This is a genomic window from Methylobacterium hispanicum (assembly GCF_022179285.1).
Taxonomy (GTDB): Bacteria; Pseudomonadota; Alphaproteobacteria; order Rhizobiales; family Beijerinckiaceae; genus Methylobacterium; species Methylobacterium hispanicum.
Genome location: NZ_BPQO01000004.1, coordinates 268,872 through 286,219, shown reverse-complemented (window position 1 = coordinate 286,219; position 17,348 = coordinate 268,872). Strand labels below are relative to the sequence as shown.

The 17,348-nt window shown below is 68.3% G+C and carries 18 protein-coding genes; 8 read left to right on the top strand and 10 right to left on the bottom strand.

Features of this window, described 5'->3' with window-relative positions; translation table 11 throughout:
• The 3 genes from MFF56_RS06915 to MFF56_RS06905 all read left to right on the top strand — a co-directional run.
• A partial coding sequence (locus tag MFF56_RS06915; RefSeq protein ID WP_238229877.1) for an Ig domain-containing protein occupies window positions 1–3,488 on the top strand: 3,488 nt, incomplete at its 5' end.
• A 154-nt stretch (window positions 3,489–3,642) separates the two neighbouring features.
• Complete coding sequence (tnpA, locus tag MFF56_RS06910) at window positions 3,643–4,017, top strand: IS200/IS605 family transposase (RefSeq protein WP_238229876.1); 375 nt, start codon at window positions 3,643–3,645, stop codon at window positions 4,015–4,017.
• Between the two features lie 19 nt (window positions 4,018–4,036).
• The gene (locus MFF56_RS06905; protein WP_238229875.1) at window positions 4,037–4,237 is read left to right on the top strand and encodes a zinc ribbon domain-containing protein; all 201 of its coding nucleotides are present in this window, start codon (window positions 4,037–4,039) and stop codon (window positions 4,235–4,237) included.
• Between the two features lie 69 nt (window positions 4,238–4,306).
• On the opposite strand, the gene MFF56_RS06900 is transcribed toward MFF56_RS06905, so the two are convergent.
• The 3 genes from MFF56_RS06900 to MFF56_RS06890 form a co-directional block, all read right to left on the bottom strand.
• Entirely contained in the window at window positions 4,307–4,867 is a 561-nt protein-coding gene (locus MFF56_RS06900; RefSeq protein ID WP_238229874.1) for a LabA-like NYN domain-containing protein, read from the bottom strand.
• A 247-nt stretch (window positions 4,868–5,114) separates the two neighbouring features.
• Window positions 5,115–5,768 (bottom strand): hypothetical protein, encoded by a 654-nt coding sequence (locus MFF56_RS06895; protein ID WP_238229873.1) that lies wholly within the window; start codon window positions 5,766–5,768, stop codon window positions 5,115–5,117.
• 346 nt (window positions 5,769–6,114) lie between these two features.
• On the bottom strand, window positions 6,115–6,651 hold the full coding sequence (locus MFF56_RS06890) for a hypothetical protein (protein ID WP_238229872.1): 537 nt from the start codon (window positions 6,649–6,651) through the stop codon (window positions 6,115–6,117).
• 787 nt (window positions 6,652–7,438) lie between these two features.
• Between MFF56_RS06890 and MFF56_RS06885 the strand changes: the two genes are divergently transcribed.
• From MFF56_RS06885 to MFF56_RS06875, 3 genes are all read left to right on the top strand, one after another.
• Window positions 7,439–8,413: a hypothetical protein gene (locus MFF56_RS06885; protein ID WP_238229871.1), complete on the top strand. Its 975-nt coding sequence runs from the start codon at window positions 7,439–7,441 to the stop codon at window positions 8,411–8,413.
• A gap of 25 nt (window positions 8,414–8,438) precedes the next feature.
• The gene (locus tag MFF56_RS06880) at window positions 8,439–8,765 is read left to right on the top strand and encodes a hypothetical protein (RefSeq protein WP_238229870.1); all 327 of its coding nucleotides are present in this window, start codon (window positions 8,439–8,441) and stop codon (window positions 8,763–8,765) included.
• Between the two features lie 64 nt (window positions 8,766–8,829).
• Window positions 8,830–9,834: a hypothetical protein gene (locus MFF56_RS06875; RefSeq protein ID WP_238229869.1), complete on the top strand. Its 1,005-nt coding sequence runs from the start codon at window positions 8,830–8,832 to the stop codon at window positions 9,832–9,834.
• A 60-nt stretch (window positions 9,835–9,894) separates the two neighbouring features.
• Here MFF56_RS06875 and MFF56_RS06870 read toward each other — a convergent pair whose 3' ends face one another.
• The 3 genes from MFF56_RS06870 to MFF56_RS06860 all read right to left on the bottom strand — a co-directional run bounded on the left by MFF56_RS06870 (window position 9,895) and on the right by MFF56_RS06860 (window position 12,425).
• A complete protein-coding gene (locus tag MFF56_RS06870; RefSeq protein WP_238229868.1) occupies window positions 9,895–10,686 on the bottom strand; it encodes a hypothetical protein in 792 nt (263 codons plus the stop codon).
• Window positions 10,687–11,120: 434 nt separating this feature from the next.
• Window positions 11,121–11,744: a hypothetical protein gene (locus MFF56_RS06865; protein WP_238229867.1), complete on the bottom strand. Its 624-nt coding sequence runs from the start codon at window positions 11,742–11,744 to the stop codon at window positions 11,121–11,123.
• Window positions 11,745–11,861: 117 nt separating this feature from the next.
• Window positions 11,862–12,425: a hypothetical protein gene (locus MFF56_RS06860; protein WP_238229866.1), complete on the bottom strand. Its 564-nt coding sequence runs from the start codon at window positions 12,423–12,425 to the stop codon at window positions 11,862–11,864.
• A gap of 394 nt (window positions 12,426–12,819) precedes the next feature.
• Between MFF56_RS06860 and MFF56_RS06855 the strand changes: the two genes are divergently transcribed.
• Both MFF56_RS06855 and MFF56_RS06850 read left to right on the top strand, forming a co-directional pair.
• Window positions 12,820–13,191 (top strand): hypothetical protein, encoded by a 372-nt coding sequence (locus MFF56_RS06855; protein ID WP_238229865.1) that lies wholly within the window; start codon window positions 12,820–12,822, stop codon window positions 13,189–13,191.
• A 46-nt stretch (window positions 13,192–13,237) separates the two neighbouring features.
• Window positions 13,238–13,747 (top strand): GNAT family N-acetyltransferase, encoded by a 510-nt coding sequence (locus tag MFF56_RS06850; RefSeq protein WP_238229864.1) that lies wholly within the window; start codon window positions 13,238–13,240, stop codon window positions 13,745–13,747.
• A 111-nt stretch (window positions 13,748–13,858) separates the two neighbouring features.
• Here the strand turns inward: MFF56_RS06850 and MFF56_RS06845 are convergent, their stop codons facing one another.
• Genes MFF56_RS06845 through MFF56_RS06830 form a run of 4 tightly spaced genes read right to left on the bottom strand, consistent with a single transcriptional unit; the run spans window position 13,859 to window position 17,341 of the window.
• Window positions 13,859–14,161, bottom strand: a complete 303-nt coding sequence (locus MFF56_RS06845; protein ID WP_238229863.1) for a hypothetical protein — start codon at window positions 14,159–14,161, stop codon at window positions 13,859–13,861.
• A gap of 16 nt (window positions 14,162–14,177) precedes the next feature.
• The gene (locus MFF56_RS06840; protein ID WP_238229862.1) at window positions 14,178–14,930 is read right to left on the bottom strand and encodes a DNA cytosine methyltransferase; all 753 of its coding nucleotides are present in this window, start codon (window positions 14,928–14,930) and stop codon (window positions 14,178–14,180) included.
• A 10-nt stretch (window positions 14,931–14,940) separates the two neighbouring features.
• Entirely contained in the window at window positions 14,941–16,113 is a 1,173-nt protein-coding gene (locus MFF56_RS06835) for a hypothetical protein (protein WP_238229861.1), read from the bottom strand.
• The gene (locus MFF56_RS06830; RefSeq protein ID WP_238229860.1) at window positions 16,088–17,341 is read right to left on the bottom strand and encodes a secretion/conjugation apparatus DotM-related subunit; all 1,254 of its coding nucleotides are present in this window, start codon (window positions 17,339–17,341) and stop codon (window positions 16,088–16,090) included. The genes MFF56_RS06835 and MFF56_RS06830 overlap by 26 nt, the downstream gene beginning before the upstream one ends.
• Window positions 17,342–17,348: the final 7 nt, after the last annotated feature.

The following is a 17,348-nucleotide window of genomic DNA, read 5'->3' as shown; positions in this document are numbered from 1 at the left end:
CGGGCGGTCAGGCACCATACGGCTTCGCGCTGGCCGGCGGCAGCCTGCCGGCGGGCCTGACGCTCGGGCCGGACGGCGCGCTCGCCGGCACGCCGGTGCGGGCGGAAGCGGCGTCGGGTCTGACGGCTGTGGCGCGCGACCGGGCGGGCCGCAGCGCGAGCTCGGCCACCTTCGCGATCGACGTGCGCGATCCGGTGGTCGTGTCGGGCAGCCCGGCGGGAACGGCGGAGGTCGGCCGGGCCTACGCGGCGGGCTTCGCGGCGCAGGGCGGGCGCGGTCCGTTCGTCTGGAGCCTTGCGGCGGGCAGCCTGCCGGCCGGCCTGCGGTTCGACACGGCGACGGGCGCGATCAGCGGGACGCCGACCACGGTGCAGACCGCCTCCGGTCTGCAGCTGCGGGCCCTCGACCAGGACGGTCGCACGGCGACGACCGACGCCTTCGCGATCCGCGTCGGGACGGCGTTCGCTCTGTCTCTCGCCCCCGTGCTTCCGGGCAGCCTCGGTACGGCCTTCAGCGGCCAAGCCACCGCTTCCGGCGGGCAGGGTCCCTACCTCTACGCGATCTCGGCCGGCACCCTGCCGGCCGGGTTGAGCTTCGACGGAACGACCGGCCGCTTCGCCGGCACCCCGTCCGCGCTCTCGCGCACGACCCTGACGGTCCGCGGGAGCGACGCGGACGGCCGCACGGCGCAGGCCTCGACCACCATCTCCATCACCGATCCGCTCGTCCTGGTACTGCGCGCCTCGACGGCGGCGGCCACCGTCGGGCAGGCCTTCAGCCAGAGCTACGCCGCCGCGGGCGGGCAGGCGCCCTACAGCTACAGCCTCGCATCGGGCACGCTGCCGCCGGGCCTGAGCCTTGCGGCGGGCACCGGGACGATCTCCGGTACGCCAACGACGGTCGGCACCTACGCCAGCCTCGCGCTGCGCGTCGTGGACGCGGACGGGCGCAGCCAGACCACCGAGCCATTCGCCATCGACGTGCGGCCGGCGCTGGTGCTCGCGGGCGGCACGGGAAGCGGCGCGCCGATCCCGTACGGGACGGTGGGCGTGGCCTACGCCTCGGGCGTCTCGGCCAGCGGCGGCCGCGGCCCCTACACCTACCAGCTGAGTGCGGGCACCCTTCCGGCAGGGCTCGTCCTGGACGGCGCGAGCGGGGCCATCACCGGAACCCCCACCAAGCTCGAGACGGCGACCGGCCTGCGGATCACCGCCACGGACGCCGACGGGCGGAGCGCGCCCGGTCCGATCTTCCAGATCGACGTGCGGGATCCGTTCGTGCTGTCCTACGCGCCGCAGACGGCGTCGACCGGGTCCGCCTACACGACCGTTCCGAAGACCACCGGTGGCCGGGCCGGGTTCGTCTACACCCTTGCGGGCGGGACCCTTCCGGCCGGCCTGAGGCTGGACGGGGCGTCCGGAGCGATCACCGGGACCCCGGCGTCATCGGGAACGGCCTCGGGCCTGAGCGTCAGGGTCGTCGACGCCGACGGCCGGAGCGCGACCTCGACGTCCTTCGCGATCACGGTCATGCAGCCGCTGACGCTCACGCTGGCGGCGCGGCACGACGTCCCGACGGGCTCGCCCTTCAGCGTCGATCCGAAGGCCGACGGCGGACGTCAGCCCTACGCGTGGTCCATGACCCCGGGCGTGGCGGGCACCAGCTTCGACGCGGCCACGGGCCGGCTGACGGGGATCCTGACCGCCTCCGGCACGACGCGCGTCACCATCGTGGTGACCGACGCCGACGGCCGAACGCTCAGCGGCGCGACGGACATCGTCGCGGCCGGCGCGATGACGGTGCGCGTGCCCGACACCTTGATGATTAGGAACACGGCCTACAGCGGCGTCTTCACCGCGGACGGGGGCGTAGCTCCCTACACCGTCGTCAGGACCCGCGGCGCCCTCCCGCCCGGCATCCAGCTGTCAGGGAACGGTACCCTCAACGGCACGCCTACGGTGTCCGGTGAGTATCCGATCACGTACAATGTCATAGACAAGAATGGACGCACCATGTCGGGTGAAGTCACCCTGATCGTGGCAGAGCCGGGCCTTTTTGCAGTAAATCCAGGCTTTGTGCAGCACGCGTGGATCGGGCGCTACTACGAGGCGCGCGGACTGAGGATCTTCAATGGAACGGGTCCCTTCACGCTTCTGAATTCGCCCCAATTTCCGACCGGCCTCACGATGACGACCGCTGGAGATCGTCTGGTCATCTCGGGCATTCCGACCGGTCCCGAGGGGTGGTTCCCCAAAACGCAGCCTACGTTCTTCTTCAAGGACGGAACAGGAAAGTATTGGGCTATCAAGGGATACCCGATAGAGATTCTCCCTGAGCTGAAGGATAAATGGTACGACAGTAACGAAGGCAAGGCGGCAGCGCCGAATGGCTATGCGACCCTTGACGTCGACAGATTCTCCGAGCCTCCGACGGCTATGGCGAAAAACGGCAAGACCTTCGCCCGAAAAGCCACGACAGCAGGCGGAGCGAATCAAGTCAAGATTGAGGTCGATGACGGCAAATTTCGCTTCAACACTACGACGCAACGCAATTATGGATTCGACAATTACGGCGTAACGACCGTTCAGACTCTAAGCGCACCTGCAGGAGCGGTTGATTTCGGGCAAAGAATTAGCCTGTCCAGGGATGGACAATGGCTGGCCGTATCGGCGCCGAACGTCAACTCTACATACCAGCAAAACAAACCGGGAGGATACGTTTACGTGTATCGCCGCACTGGCGAGGAGTTTACCCTGCATTCGACGTCCGAGGTTAATGATTTGCCTGGGCTCGATATGCTTGTCATCAGCGACGACGGCCAGCTTCTCGTGCATGATGTACGGGTTTCGCTCAACGGTACCATCAGTCGCGTCGCGGCAATCAGGCGTTGGACCGGGTCTTCGTGGACTACGGAATCCACGGTGGCGGAAGCCACTGCGGGCATCCCTCATCTAAGTGCTGACGGATCCACGCTCGCGTTCGGCGGCGGGAACGTTCGCGTTTACAAGAAGACGGGAGCAAGTTGGTCTAGAATATTCTCTTCGCCGGTCAGCAAGATCGCTAACGGCAGCGATTTCTCAGGACCCATTGCGATGAACAAGACCGGGTCTCTGATCTATCATGGCGGCGTGGTCAGGTTTACTGGCAGTGATTTCATTCGAACGATGTATGCTTACGAATGGAGAGATGGCGGCTACATATTGTCAAACATTTCGACCAACTCTTTCTGGGTCGGCTCTTCCCGCCCTGATTACACGATGTGGATGTCCGGGAACGACGACCTTTCGCAAGTCGCCATGACCTTTGGCGCCTCATCCGACTTTGACGTCATGTACTGGGACAGGCCGAACGACCTCGCAAGTTTCTCGACACGTATTCAGCCAGGTTATGGCATAGGATCCGGAGGTAAAGATGTGTTTATGAATGACGACGGAACCCTGGTACTTCTTAGACAGAGCGGGCTTATCGCGAAGAGATATTTTCAATGATCGCTCCGAAAAATTTGGCGGCATCAATCAGGCTTGCAAGACGGTGTCGCCATGAGTTCCTCTGCAGAGGACCGTCTGCTTCAGCTGACGGGGGAATGCGGGGCCGCTATCGGACGGCCTCTTGAGGATAGAATGAGACGCTCGATAACATCGCATGAGCCGCTGCCGTCGCAATGCGGGCGCTACCTCCAGCCTGAAGTACCACCTCGTGTGGTGCCCGAAGTACCGGCGCAAGGTGCTGGCGCCGCCCTTCGACGCGCGCCTGAAGGAGGTCATCGCCGAGGTCGCATGCGAGGCCGAGATGACCTTCCACACCATGGAGGTCGGGCCGGATCGCGTCCACCTGTTCGTGGAGACCGACCCGACCCTGGCAGTCGCGCAGGAGGGCATCCGAATGGTGGCTCTGCGCAGCTACAAGTACCGGCTCCTAAGAGCTCGACATGACCGGGCTGAAGAAAGGCATGCTCGCGCGGTCCGTACACGCCGCCGCATGATCCCTCCTCGTCCAACTCGTCCGGTACAAGGCTGAAGGTGCCGGTGCTCAGGTCGTGCTGGTCGATCCGCGCGGCACCTCTCAGACCTGCCCCGGGTGTGGGACGAGCAAGGCCAAGACGCTCGCGACCCGGACCCACGCCTGCGCATGCGGCGTGGTCCTAAACCGGGATGTCGCGGCGACGATGATTGTGCATCAGCGGGCTTTCGGGCCGGGACACGGCCCTCGGGACAAAAGCCGGCGGGTTGCCGCATAGCTGTCACGAGAAGCCGCCTGCTTCAGCAGGCGGAGTTGTCACGCCCGCCACTGTCCTGACGCGTCGCCCTCAGTCCGATGGAGGTCGGGAGCGGCGCAGCGGAGGCCGGTCGGCTTCGGTCCTGCCGATCGCATCCATCAATCTGCCGAGATCGAGGAACTCGTCCGCTTGCCGGCGAAGTTCGTCGGCGATCATGGCCGGCTGGGTCTGGATCGTCGAAACGACGACGACGCGCACGCCTTTCCGCTGCAAGGCCCCGACGAGGTAGCGGAAATCCCCGTCGCCCGAAAACAGCACCAAGCAGTCGATGCGCGGGGCGAGCTCCAGCGCATCGACTGCGATCTCGATGTCGAGGTTCCCCTTGATCTTCCGCCGGCCGGCGGCGTCCGTCCATTCCTTGGCAGGCTTTGAGACGACCTGGAATCCGTTGTAGGCCAGCCAATCGAGGAGGGGGCGAAGGGAGCTGTACTCGCCGTCGTCAAGGATTGCCGTGTAATAATTGATTCGGACAAGGTCGCCCTGCGCGAAATACGCCCGCAATTTCCTGTAGTCGATATCGACGCCCAGAGCCTTGGTCGTGCCGTAGAGATTGGCTCCGTCGATGAAAACCGCGGTCCGCGTTCCCGGCATTTGCTTCTCCGATGCCGGCCGCCTTCCAGGCGGCCGACGGTTCCCAGGGGGTGGCCTCGCACCTGCACGTTCCGCCCTGGTGCGCCGGGCATGGATGATCGACGGCGCTGCCGCACGAGGCCGTCCATTCCGTGGGCCGCGTACGAGGCCGACGTGGCGTGCTCCTCCGCGTTGCCACATGGGCGGGCGTTCGTGCAACAGGCCCGCGCCGACGGCGGGGCGCCCCCCCCTCCGCGGGCGGCTTCGATCAGAGCGCAGCCGCGACGGCGCGTCCCGCTTCGGTCGCGATGTATGAAACGACCCCGCGCCGGCGTTTGCGGACCGCGAAGCCTCCCTGCTTCAGCTCGAACATCGGCAGACGGAGCGCGGCCTTGGGAAGAGCGAGGTCGCGCGCCAGCGTAGCGACTTCGACGGCCCGCGAGGAGCCGGCGAGGATCCTGAGGACGCTGCCGGCGACGGCCGACACGGGCTGACGATCCACGTCCCCCGCGTCCGACAGCAGCATGGGCGCAGCGCGGTAGACGCCGCAGCCGGGCCGAAGTTCGATCCACTCCGCGTGGCTTTCGGCGACGAGCTCCTGCAGCAGCACGCGAATTGTCCCGGTGCCTGCCGCCCGCTCGAGCCCCATCTTCTCGGCGATCTCGGCCGGGCCGAGCAGCTCGGGGTGATTGTCGGCAAGGGTCCGGGATATCAGGTTCTTGAGAGCCTCCGTTCCCATGCCCAGGACGTCGGTGATGCGCGGACGCCTGTCGAGTCGACGGCCTTTCGCAGGAGCGCGTCTCGCGAGCGCCGCGAGATGGCTGGACCCCTTCGTGGTGAGGTAGTAGCGGCGGTCGGTCCCGCCCTGCCGCACGAGGCGGACCAGGGCGCCGTCGATGAGGCGCTGGGCGAGGGCCGCCACGACGGCTTCCCCGTGAGGGTGCCCTCGTGCGGAGGTCCGTTCGGCAAGATCCGTCGCCGTGAGGCCGGCCTTCAGGGCGGCCTTGAGCTCACGGAGGAGCTCGTAATGTCGCGAGGAGTAGGATCGCCCGAACGCCTTGGCTTCCGCGGGGGGAGCGGGAGCCAGGAAGTCCTCGACGAGGCGACGCGCGAGGTCCGCGCGCGCCGGGGCGACCGGTGCATCCGACATCGTGGATTGGGCTTCCAGCATCCGGCCCTCTCGGGCGCGTGAACCATTCCTTCAGAAAAGATTCACGAACGAGCCGGCGTCAAGGCTTCCACGCGATTTTGCCGAAGGAACGGTTGCCTCAGTGGCTGCTGGACGATTCCGCCACGTATCCGGGTGGTCGACGGACGAGCTCCACGATGCGGCTGGTCAGCCAGTGCAGCTTCAGCATGGTCGCACGCGTCAGCAGATAGGTGGCGAAGACGACGGCGACGTTCGGTGTCGTCGTGCTTAGTCTGCCGACGCTCAGGTGTATGCCGCTGGTCGCTTCCGAGCAGTTGAAGAAGTCGGCGAGGACGGGGACGTCGGAGCGCGGCCTGTCGAACCGCAGCGTGATCTGCTCGCCGGTGAAAGTCGTCTCGCCCCCGCCGATGTGGCGGCGGTAGTCTTCGCTCAGCCTGTGCAGGGCCTCTATCGCTCCCAGAGGGAGGTAGAGCGTCGCATGCGCGCTCGACGTCGGGTCGGCCTTTCCGGGATTCAGCTGCGGGAGGTTCGTCGCCAGGACGAGATAGATGCCGCTTTCGATCGTATGCGCCTGCAGGTGGTCGATGAAGATCGGCAGGTCGCCACCCTCCTCGAAGCGCACCTCGTAGCCCAGAGTCCCGCTCGTCCGCGTCATCGATCCGTCCGGTTGGAGGCGCCCTTGCGGCGCCATCGATACGCAAGGTCTCTTCCGTTCCTTTTCCTTCGTCAAGACCGGACTCTCGTTCCTTCGCCGTCGGTCGGTGCGCGTCGTGTCGTAGACACCACCACCGGCAGCGACCTGCACGAGGACCGGACGTGCCCGACCGAGGCTGCGCGGCTGCGGCCCGCCGGCGGCCATGCGGCATTCACGGATACGCTACGAAGGGCCCCCGTCGCCGATTGCGGCCGCCGTCCACGGCGACCGGCAGGCCGATCCCGCGCCCGGACGCCCCGGGAGCCCTCTCTCGCAGCCGGGCTCTCCCTCATTCGAGCGGGAGGGAGCCGCGAGGACCGTCATCGAGGGGAACGGGCGTGACGCGACCGCATCGTCGGGCATGGTCGCAGGAGCCGCCCCGGACCGATCCCCGCCGACGACCATCGACGCAGGCGGGAGCCGATCGGACCTCGGGACCGGAGATCGTCCGAAATTCGAAGCGCGGCCGTCGGCGACCTCGTCCACCCGTCGAGACGAGGTCGGAGGACCTTTCGAAACCCGAACCATGGGGCTTCGAAACCCGAAGCATCCAACTCGCCAGCGAGTTGCGGCAACGCGACGGCGAGTTGCCGAACTAACGGCCTCGGACGGAGACCTAACGCTAGTGTGCAGCCCGGATCCCGCCGTCCCCGGACGACTTGCCACCTTTCGGGTTTCGGTGAATGTTCACGAAGGAATGGATGCGGATCGAAGGAGCCGCGTCGTTTCCGCCGGAGATCACGACATCATGAAACGCTCTGCCCTGGCCTTGGCGGCCCTGGCCCTGTCGACGGTCGGCCCGTCCGCCCAGCCGAGCCCCTACTACGACGCGTGGCGCGACGCCGAACTCGAACTCGGCGCCCGCTACGTCTACGGCCGTCCGTCGTTCAAGGCGAAGGTGAAGGACTTCGACGGCAGCCCGATCTCGCGCCTCGGATTCACCGGCATCGATTCCCACTCGGGCGAGATCTTCGCGCGCATCAACCACAGGACGCTCGACGTCTTCCTGAGAGGCGGTTTCGGGTTCGGCTACAACATCGGCGGCAGGCTCCGCGACGACGACTACGCCGTGGGCCTGGGAACGATCTCCAGCACCACCTCGAAGTTGTCGAACGCCTTCATCTCGGACGTCACGGTCGACATCGGCTGGACCCCGGTGATCCTGCCCGGCGCCGGCCTGCGGTTCGGCCCCTTCGCAGGCTTCCTCTATCGCAACGACGTGTTCACGGCGCGCGGGGTGACCTGCAATCCGGACGACGTCGGCGGGGCACTTTGCGGCGCGCCCGGGGCCCAGCCCGTGGCATCGAGCACCAAGGTCATCAGAAACGACGTGCGCTGGACGCTGCCCCGCATCGGCCTGGAGGCCTCGATGCCGATCACGGACGACATAGGGGTGCGGATCGAGGGCTCCTATCTCGTTCCCGGCCTGGAGGGGTTCCGGAACGAGGACAGCCACTACCTGCGCCAGTCGGAACTCGGGCCGGTGCCGAACTTCGTGGACACCTCGACCAGGGCCAGCGGCTTCACCCTCCAGGGCTCGATCGACTACCGGATCGGCGAACGCACCTCGATCGGGGTCGGAGCGCGCCGCATCGTGCTCGACAGCGGCGTAGCGAAGGGCGTGGGCGGGGCGGGCCTACCGGCCGACCAGCAATCCGCCTCGCGGGCCGGCGGCGTGTTCCAGACGACGCAGGGCTTTCTTCAGCTGAAGGTCAGCTACTGATCCCCGGCATCGCGGAGAACCGAGCATGATCGACAACGCCCCCGAGATCGAGAGCGCCCTCAACGGGCGCGGCGAACCCGCCGTCTTCATCGGAACGCTCGCGGCACGGGCTGCGGGCTTCGAACTCGTGGGGGAGCGCGGCGTCCGGCTGCACACTCCGGCCGGCCCCGTGGACGTCAACCTTCCGGCGGGAGCCGATGCCGTCCGGCAGGCGATCGCGGACGGCGGCCAGCTCCATGTCTTCGAGGTCGATCTTCCGCAAGGAGACGAGCCGGAGGCCGCCGCTCTCCTTCGGTCCGAGTTCGACGAGCGCGTCGCGGCCTACGTGGTCGGTCCCGCGCCGCGCCGCTGAAGCGCGTTGCGATTTTCGCCGACCGCGCCGCACCCTGTCCGATTGCTTCGCGGAAGGACCGGCGATGACCATGACGGCGGCAAGGAAGGTGGCGGCGGCGTATTTCTCCGGCAGGGTCGCGTCCTTCGGCGCCGCCATGCCCGGCCTGAGGCGCGCCGCGCTGCTGGCGATGGCGGTGGGGGCTGCCGTCCCCATGGCGGCGCCCGAGCGGGCCGAGGCTGCCCAAACCCGGCGCGTGTCGAAGGCGGATCCGGGTTCGGCCGCCCCGCAGTCGGGTAAGTCCGAGGCGCCGCGGCGCTTCCTCGACGAGGTTCTGCGCGACGGTTCGGTGCGGCTCGCCTTTCCGAAGGCATCCTCCGAGGTCGAGCCGCTCGTGGCCGAGCACAATCCGGTCTTCCAGGCCGCCCGCAGCGACCTGTTCGCCATCGCCCGCCGGGCCGAGGTCGTCGGGCTCCCGGCCGAATACCTCGTGGCTCTCCGGGAGGTGGCACTCGAGATCCGGGGAACGGCTCCAGAGGGACGCCGCATGGTCCCCGACGATCCCTTCGGCTTCTCCGAGAAGGCCTGGGCGCGGAACCTCGCGCGCTTCGGCGGGGAGGCCGGCTTCGCGAGGTATGGGACGATCGTCGAAGACGGCCGGTTCGTCCCTTCGATCCCCTATCGCGAGGCCTTCCGCGTCGCGCGCACCGACCCCGCCATCGCGGGTGCGATCGCGGCCGCCGTGACGATCGACAACGCCATCGACTTCCAGGCGCGGACCGGTCGCTTGCCCGAGGCCGGCGAATCCCTGCTCGCGCATTTCCTGGGCGTCGACGCCACCGTGAAGCTCGTGAAGGCCGCCGCGGCGGGTTCGCGCCTGCCGGCCTTCAAGCTCGTGCCCGACGCCTTCAAGGCGAACCCGGCCTTCTTCGCCCGTGGGCTCGTCCCGTTCACGGCCGAGGAGATCCTCAACGTCGCCGAGTCCGTCATCGAGAGCGGCATGGATGCCGCGCGGAAGGAGCTGAGGCGTTTCGAGGCCGACGCCCGCGACACGATGGACTCCCACGTCCCCTTGCCCCGCTTCGGGTGATCCGCGCGCGGATCCCCGACGTCGCGGCGCCTCCAGTCGAGCCGTCTCTCCGCGGCGACGTCAAAACCTTCGGACGCTCAAGCCGTGCAGTCCGTCACTTCCGACGCCGGGCACCCCGGGCCCGCGAGGAGCCGTCAGACCTTCAGCCTCGTAGGTATCGCCGTCGTCGGGATCATCCTCGGGCGAAGCATCCACCTCTTCTTCGTCATTCGGATCGTCGTAGCCCGCGGGCTCGCCGTAGACGATCGGCGACACGAGAGGTCGCGCCTGCGGCTCCTCAGGCGGATGGTCGATGTCAGGAACCGAGCTGCTCCCGTCCCAGGGCGTGTCGGCATACGGCAGCAACTCGGGAGCGGGGACGGCCAGACGCTGCGGAAAGCGGTCCGCCGACGACGATGGAAGGGTCTCGAAGCGGAGAATGGGGTTGGGCTTTCCGGGCTGGTTCCCCGCGAAGCGGAGGGCGATCCGCAGGAACGCCTGAGCTTCCGGACTGGCTTTGTGGAGGTTGGCGCGGATGATCTGCGCGGCATCGAGATCGAACTTGACCAACTCGGTCCACCCGTTGCCGCCGCCCTCCCGTCGCCTGCCGACGTTCTCGAGCCCGACGCGGAGGCCGAGTTCCTCGCAGAAGGCGAGCACGCTCCGCTCCACGTAGCCTTCCGTCTTGTCGTCGGGGGAACGCTTAGGGATAGGAACGTCCGGGCGACTGAAGAGGAAGGTGTAGTGGCCGTCCGGAGACCGGTTGTCCAGGTTCTGGGAGAACCCGACCTTCAGCAGGTCTTCCTCGCCGACGAGCATGGAGCGGGCGGCGTAGACCTTGCCCTCCGCAGCGGGTTTCCAGGTAGGGTGCATGCCGCGATCCGCAATCGATGGAGCTGGAAGGCTATAGGCTCACCCGGCCGTCACCAAGGTGATGGCTCCGCAAGGTTGGCGGCATGGTTCACTTCGCCCTAAAGGACCGCCCGCTTCGGCAACGCGGTGCCGGAAAGCCTGCCGGATCGCGAAATCCGGTCGCTGGCGGCCGGCGGCGGGTTGTGCGGATCTGGGCGCGCGCTTGGCGCCGGCGGCCGTCCTGGCTCGATTCAGAAAGAGTTCGCTGCAGTTGCTCAGAACCGATGCGCCGCTTCTTCGTTATGCTGCGGCTGGCACGCCGGAAGCGTTGCCGGACCGGAGGCGATGATGAAACGGACGAAGCCGGCCGCGACGAAGGTCGTGGTCGATAAGGCGGTCGCCCGCTACGTGCCCGACCCGCACAGGCGGCATCGGAAGATCGAGAGCAAGAAGCTCTACGACCGGAAGGCCCGACCGAACGTCGGGCCTTCCGACGTTTCGGGGGCGCTCGCCTCTGGCTCAACCCGCTCGCGGGCCCGCTCCAGGTCCGCCTGCGCGGCCAGCATGTGCTCGCGTGCCGCCGCCACGCGCCGTTGGTACGCTCGGGGATTGTTGGCTCGGACGTCGGCGTTCTCATAGGCTTCGCAGGCTGCGGCATACCGAACCTCGGCCTCCTCGACGGAGTAGACCGGCGGCGGAGGGGCCGGAGCGGGCTGTGGCAGCTTCGGGAGGCGCCCTTCCAGGACCGCACGGACGTGGTCCATCGACTGGCCCTGGGTCGTATGGACCCGGCGCCGGTCCTCGCCCGCCCAGTCCAGGATCGCGATCGTCGGCACCACGAGGCGCTTGCGTCCGTTCGGACTGAAGCAGTTCTTGCCCGATCCCGCGTAGAAAGAGCCGGACGCGGCGAGATACACCCGCCCCCGCCGACCGCCGGTAATGCGCTCGAAGGTGTACTCCGTGTTCGGCTGGTAGCCGCCGTGATCGGTGCGCACGCAGGCGAGGTCGCCCTCCGTCGCGGTACGGTAGTAGGTTGCGAGCCGCTCGGGCGTCTGGTCGCTGCAGGGCTTGTCCGTCATCGGAATCCTTCCGTCGCAAGCCGTCGGACCGCGGATCCGGCATGCGTGGCGCCTACGTGTCGGGAGTGAGGGCGACTGCCTACGGATACTGTCCCGAAGCGGCAGTGGGCATGCCTGCTACAGGGTCTGCGGGCCGTCGGGCGTCATCGTCCAGATCGTTCGACCCGGGAAGGTCGCACGAACCTCGTCGAGGGAGATGCGGTCCTCGCCGATGATCGTCAGGGGGCCTTCCGGTCCAGGAATCGTGTGCCATCGGCGGATCAGGATCATGGCCGGGTTCGCGACGAATATGCCCCTCGGGGCGGCTCCGCGTACCCGCCATTCGTTGTAGTTCCCGGGTGCGACCAGATCGATGGACTCGTCGAACGACGCGGCGGACAACGGCTTGCCAAGCGAATGGCTCGCCATGTCGAACTCGTAGGAGCCCGCGTCGTCATGGTGGACGCGCAGCACGTCCCCGGCGGTTCTGGGTTCGAGCACGACGCCGACCGAGCCTACGGGATCCATGCAATGTCCAGGCGTCAGTACCGAGCAAGAGAGCGCCCACGGCTCCTTCTCGGCGAGGACCTGATGCATGTCCGTCGGGAAGACCAGATCGTCGCGCATGGCCGCATGATGCGAGAAATGCACGATCAGCGCCCGCCGCTCCTGCAGTCTCGAGAGCAGTTCTTCGAGTTCCATGGCGGCCAACGACCTCGTCTTCCACCTCGAGCGTCCAGATCATCGGATTTAGGCAACCGCCAGTCGTCGACGCGCCTCGGAGAGAGGGCGGCCGTAGACGGACGCGATCCGGAAGGTCCCGATCGGAAGCGCCGAGAGGACGCCGTCCTATCGCTTCGGCCGCCCGCGGTCGACCTTTCCCGAGAGGAGGCGCCCGGCATCGCGATCCCGGGCGGGCGGCCAACGGCCTAAGCAACTGGAGTCAAACATGTATTCGGCGCATCCCATGCGAGTCCAGCATGGCGTGGGAGGCGGCCGCGCACGATTTTTCGACGGCCAAGCTGCGTGATCGGGCTCGTTTTCACTATATGTGGAAGCCAGCAACGTCGCTGGCTCCGAAAACCGAGCGACGACCATGCGGACCCCCGCCTTCCTTCCACCCTTCGACTATACGCTGGCCGGCTTCTTCACGGCCTGGCCTGACCACCCGGCCGGCGCGTCGGCGATCGCGCTGCTGACCCGCCTCGACAACGTCACACTGGCCCAGCAAGCCTCCGACGAGGGGCGGCCGGCGCTCGACAAACTCCAGGAGCAGCTGCGCGACGCGCTCCCTCCCGCCATCCTCGCCGACCACCAGTTCCTGCGCTTCCTCGGCCATTTCATGCTCCGGGTCATGGCGCAGGTCGGCTACGAGCTCCTGCAGGACCAAGTACCCCTCCCTCCCGACCGCCAGATCATCCTCAAGTCGGCCGCGGTCTACCGCCTTGCGACTTCGCAGGCCGCCTGACCCCGGCACCGTTCGGATGCCTGCACCGGGAGAACCGCCGTCGTTCATGGCTGATCGCGTTTCTGTCCTCCCGGCGTGGCGCCCGCTGCTGTCCTCCGACCTCCCGCGTGTCCGAGCCATCGCCGAGACCGTGCACCCGGACCTGCCCGAGCGTCTGGATGTGCTCGCCGAGAAGCGGGCGCTCTTCCCCGAGGGCTGCCTCGGATTCGGCGGCTCCGAGATCCAGGGATACGGCCTCGCGCATCCGTGGGTGCTCGGCGGGATCCCAGCGCTGGACCGCTTCATCGGCAGCCTGCCTCAAGGCTCGGACTGCCTCTACGTTCACGACGTGGCGCTCCTGCCGGGCATGCGCGGCCTCGGCGGAGCCTCGCGCTACGTCGCGGCGATGGCCGTCCTGGCGCGGTCCAGGGGCCTCGGCCGCCTAGCCTGCGTGGCCGTGTATGGGGCCGAGAGCCTCTGGTCGTCGCTCGGTTTCGAGGAGGTCCCGGACGAAGCGCAGGCGCCCAAGCTCCGGTCCTACGGCGAGGGCGCGCGGTACTTGACCTGCAGGCTCTGACGCGGGACCGCTCACGAGCGCTGAAGCGGAGGCTCGTGGATTTCGCGGGGTGCCGACCGGTGGGGGCGTCCCGGATCGCCCTCGTCCACCGGCCGGATCCTTCGGCCGGCGTCAGCCGGAAGGCGTCAGCAGCTCGATCTCGACCGGGTTCCGGCCGTCGATGTCCGCGACCGCGAGGACGAGGCCTTTGGCGTCGAGCCGCAGCTTCACGAAGGCGCCGGTCCCGTCCTCGACGCCCTGGACGCCAGCGGTCTCGGCGATGGCCTGCATCGTAGGACCGGTCAGACGGTGATGCGTCCGGTCGACGGTCAGGATTTCACCGTCGTCGAGCTGGAACCGTGCATAGGTACCCGGGGATGGGCGGGCGTCCATGGCGACGAGCTCGGCGGGAACCCAGGGCTTCGGCTTGGACATCTCGGCGACGGACCTCTCAGGCCGCGGTCGCAACCGCCGCGAGGCTGATCGCCTTGCGGACCGCTGCGGCGACCGCGCGTCCCATGGAGATAGGGACGCCGTTGCCGATCGCCTGGATTTTCGCGGCCGCGGTGAACGGCGGGAGGTCGAAATCGGGCGGGAGCCCCTGCAGGCGGGCGTGGTCCGCGAGGCCGAGGCGCCGCGGCTCGGTGGCGTTGAGGCTGCGCTTCGGGCGGCGGCTGCCCCCGAGGGCGACCGGGGTCGTCCGACCGCCGCCGCGGGCCAGCGCGGCCCGCTCCGGATCCGTCCGGTGGAGCGCCAGCGTCTCGACCTCGAGGCGGACGCCGGCGGCCGTGCCGAAGCTGAAGCGGCGCCGGCGGCTGGTCGCGCCGCCGACCCAGTGGTCGCACAGCACGACGTCATGGACCTGAAAACCCTCGACCGAAGGGACCGGCGCCTCCTCGACGTTCTCCATCAGGAACCAGGATGGTGCGGCCTCGGCCACGACCCGCTCGAATTCCGGGATCAGGTTCGGGGCCGTCTCGAAGCCGTTCGCGGCCACGATGTGCCGCATCCGGCTGAACGCTTGGCAGGGCGGTCCGCCGACGATGCCGTCGAAGCGGCCGCGGGGCGGGTGGAAGCTGCAAACGTCACCGCCCCAGAGCAGATCGGGGCCGCGGACCACGCAGAAACCGGCTTCCTCGAACGCTTGGTCGAGCAGACCGATGCCCGGGAAGAGGCTCAGGACGAGCGGTACGGGGGACGTCATCGCCGCTTTCTCAGGGCTGCAGCCCGAATTCCTTCATGTTGTCGACCGTGCGGATGTCGCCGCCGCCCGGCAGCGGCAGGCGGACGTTGCCGTCGGTCAGAACCCAGGAGTTCGAATCCGGAATGCTGGCGATGCCGTCCCGGCCCCTGAACCTCTCGATGGACGTCTCGGGGAGGCGGACGACCGCGGAGACCTTTCGGCCCGCCTCGCGCCGCTCGCCCGGCGTCAGGTTCACCCCCGCCTCGCGCAGCGCCTTGGCGATCTCGTGCGGGATCTCCCGAAGCACCTCGAGTGGGATCTCGCCGGTGTCGGCGAGGCTGGTCTTGATCAGGTCCAGCGCCTTCACGGCCTGCGCCGCCTCAAGCGGATTCATCCGACCGATCGCCGCCATGATGGCCTCGGGACCGGAGACCTTCGGCGCGGTCCCGGCGAGCTTCCCCGCCTCGGCGGTCGGTACGGTCGCGACGGCCGCCTGGACCCCGGACGGAGAAGCCGAGGCGACGACCGCGGGTCGATCGGCGACTGCGGGAGAGCCTGCCGACGCGGGGTGGGAACCCGGTGCGGCGGTCGGCGGCTCGGCCTCGGGCCGACGATCGGACGGGATCCGGTCGGCTGCCGGGAACCTGCCCGGCGCGGACGAGGCCGGCGAGGTCCGGGCGGGGACGGGCGTCGCCCCGGGTTCGTCGAGCGAGGGCAGGTCGCCTGGGATCGCCACGGAGCCCGCGGCGCCCGGTGGTGTGCCCATGCGGCCGGCGACGTTCTGAGGACCGTGGCGCAGGGCGGCCGAGGCCTGGAGGGCGCTCTGCCACGCGGCGGCGTCGAAGGCGGGCGTGGGCGAGGTCCGCATCTGCGTGGAGAGGAAGCCGCCCAGGAGGATGGCGGCGACGGCGACGGCCGCGGCCGCAGCCGTCGCGGAGCGCATGCGGCGGCGTGGCCGGGCCTGCGCGCGCAGGGCCGCGAACATGTCCACGACGAGTGCGGTGGAGCCTTCCGCGACGACGACGTCGCCGCCGGCGCCGGATGAGACGAGGCGCCCGGTCGCGCCCTCCGTCTCGATGCGGATGCGCACCGCGCCTTCGGCACCGATGAGGGAAACCGAGGAGCCGTCGAAGAGAACGGCGAGACGCCGGCCGACGTCCGGCAGTGCGACGGAGGTCTCAGTCGTCCGTGTTCTGATCGTCATACCACTTGTCCAGATCGGTGATCGCGTGTTCGGTCAGGTACTTCTCGAGCGCGTCGATGGCTGGTGCGACGTACGGCTCGGCGATGGGAGCCCTGCAGGCGCGCTCGGCCATCCAGTGCGCGATGCTGCCGGAGGCTTCCGTGTGGTGCGCCTTCCGGCCGAGGCTGTTCACGGCGTACCAAGCGTGCCGGTCGACCTTGCGCAGCCACAGGATCTCGGCGGGAGCGAAGACGCCGCCCTTGCGGCGCGCGCGGTCGAGATTGGCGAGCAGCACCGTGTTCACGAAGGCGTTCTTGGCCGAGCGCTTGTTCACCTCGGCGGCCATCTTCGGATCGGCGATGAAGGGCTCCATCACCTTCCGCACGGCCTCGCCGTCGACGAAGCCGTCGTCGGTGTAGGCGCAGGCGACGGCCTCCTTGAGGGCGCGCACCTTCCGGTCGTTCGAGGACGAGCCGGCCTGCAGGATGCACATCGCCAGGATGGCCTGTGCGTAGAGCGGCGCCTTGGCGAAGCCCTGCCAGTTGTCGCCGCACTGCATGGCGAAGGCCTTCTCGGCGGCGGCGCGCGTAACCTCGTCGAAGCCGTCCTTCTCCCTGAGGGGCACGCCGTAGTGGCGCATCCACTCGAGCGGCGGCCGCGCGGCGGGCGGTGCGTCGGGCGCGTCGGGATCCCAGTCGACGCTCGGCGTCACGACGCGCCAGTGCTGGGCCTGATAGGCCATGAAGCTCGGGCCCGAGGTCGGGACCTTCACGCCGCCGAGGAAGCCCGGCAGCAGCAGCCGGAGCCCCCTTGCCTTCGGGCGCTTGGAGACCGGAACGCCGACCATGGAGAAGATGCGGACGAAGCCGCCGCCCTGCATGTTCCTGGCGACGTAGGCGGCGAGGCCGAGGATGGCGAGAAGGATGACCAGGCGGGTCTGGAAGCCGACCTCGTTGGACAGCTTCACGAGATCGCCGAAAGCGACCTCGTTCGCGTCCCAGACGCCGGAGAAGACGCCCGAGAGGTAGTCGTTCAGCTCCCTGCCCCGAGGCCCCAGGCCGCCGCCCACGAGCATGCGCGCCAGCGCCACCGCCTGGATCTGGATCCAGTCGAGTCCGTACTTGAAGTACACGATCGGCTTGCGGAACACGTGCCACGCCACGACGAGCGTGACCGCCGTCACGATGATGGCCGCGATCAGCCAGCCGTCGTCGCTGCCCTTGTTGCCCGCTGCTTTGTTGTCGGCCATCGCTCGG

Coding starts and splice junctions, on each gene's coding strand:
- MFF56_RS06855 (WP_238229865.1), top strand. CDS start 12,820: ATGCGGACCCCCGCCTTCCTTCCACCCTTCGACTATACGCTGGCCGGC.
- tnpA (WP_238229876.1), top strand. CDS start 3,643: ATGAGCCGCTGCCGTCGCAATGCGGGCGCTACCTCCAGCCTGAAGTAC.
- MFF56_RS06830 (WP_238229860.1), bottom strand. CDS start 17,341: ATGGCCGACAACAAAGCAGCGGGCAACAAGGGCAGCGACGACGGCTGG.
- MFF56_RS06880 (WP_238229870.1), top strand. CDS start 8,439: ATGATCGACAACGCCCCCGAGATCGAGAGCGCCCTCAACGGGCGCGGC.
- MFF56_RS06845 (WP_238229863.1), bottom strand. CDS start 14,161: ATGTCCAAGCCGAAGCCCTGGGTTCCCGCCGAGCTCGTCGCCATGGAC.
- MFF56_RS06885 (WP_238229871.1), top strand. CDS start 7,439: ATGAAACGCTCTGCCCTGGCCTTGGCGGCCCTGGCCCTGTCGACGGTC.
- MFF56_RS06900 (WP_238229874.1), bottom strand. CDS start 4,867: ATGCCGGGAACGCGGACCGCGGTTTTCATCGACGGAGCCAATCTCTAC.
- MFF56_RS06860 (WP_238229866.1), bottom strand. CDS start 12,425: ATGGAACTCGAAGAACTGCTCTCGAGACTGCAGGAGCGGCGGGCGCTG.
- MFF56_RS06875 (WP_238229869.1), top strand. CDS start 8,830: ATGACCATGACGGCGGCAAGGAAGGTGGCGGCGGCGTATTTCTCCGGC.
- MFF56_RS06850 (WP_238229864.1), top strand. CDS start 13,238: ATGGCTGATCGCGTTTCTGTCCTCCCGGCGTGGCGCCCGCTGCTGTCC.
- MFF56_RS06890 (WP_238229872.1), bottom strand. CDS start 6,651: ATGACGCGGACGAGCGGGACTCTGGGCTACGAGGTGCGCTTCGAGGAG.
- MFF56_RS06835 (WP_238229861.1), bottom strand. CDS start 16,113: ATGACGATCAGAACACGGACGACTGAGACCTCCGTCGCACTGCCGGAC.
- MFF56_RS06840 (WP_238229862.1), bottom strand. CDS start 14,930: ATGACGTCCCCCGTACCGCTCGTCCTGAGCCTCTTCCCGGGCATCGGT.
- MFF56_RS06865 (WP_238229867.1), bottom strand. CDS start 11,744: ATGACGGACAAGCCCTGCAGCGACCAGACGCCCGAGCGGCTCGCAACC.
- MFF56_RS06870 (WP_238229868.1), bottom strand. CDS start 10,686: ATGCACCCTACCTGGAAACCCGCTGCGGAGGGCAAGGTCTACGCCGCC.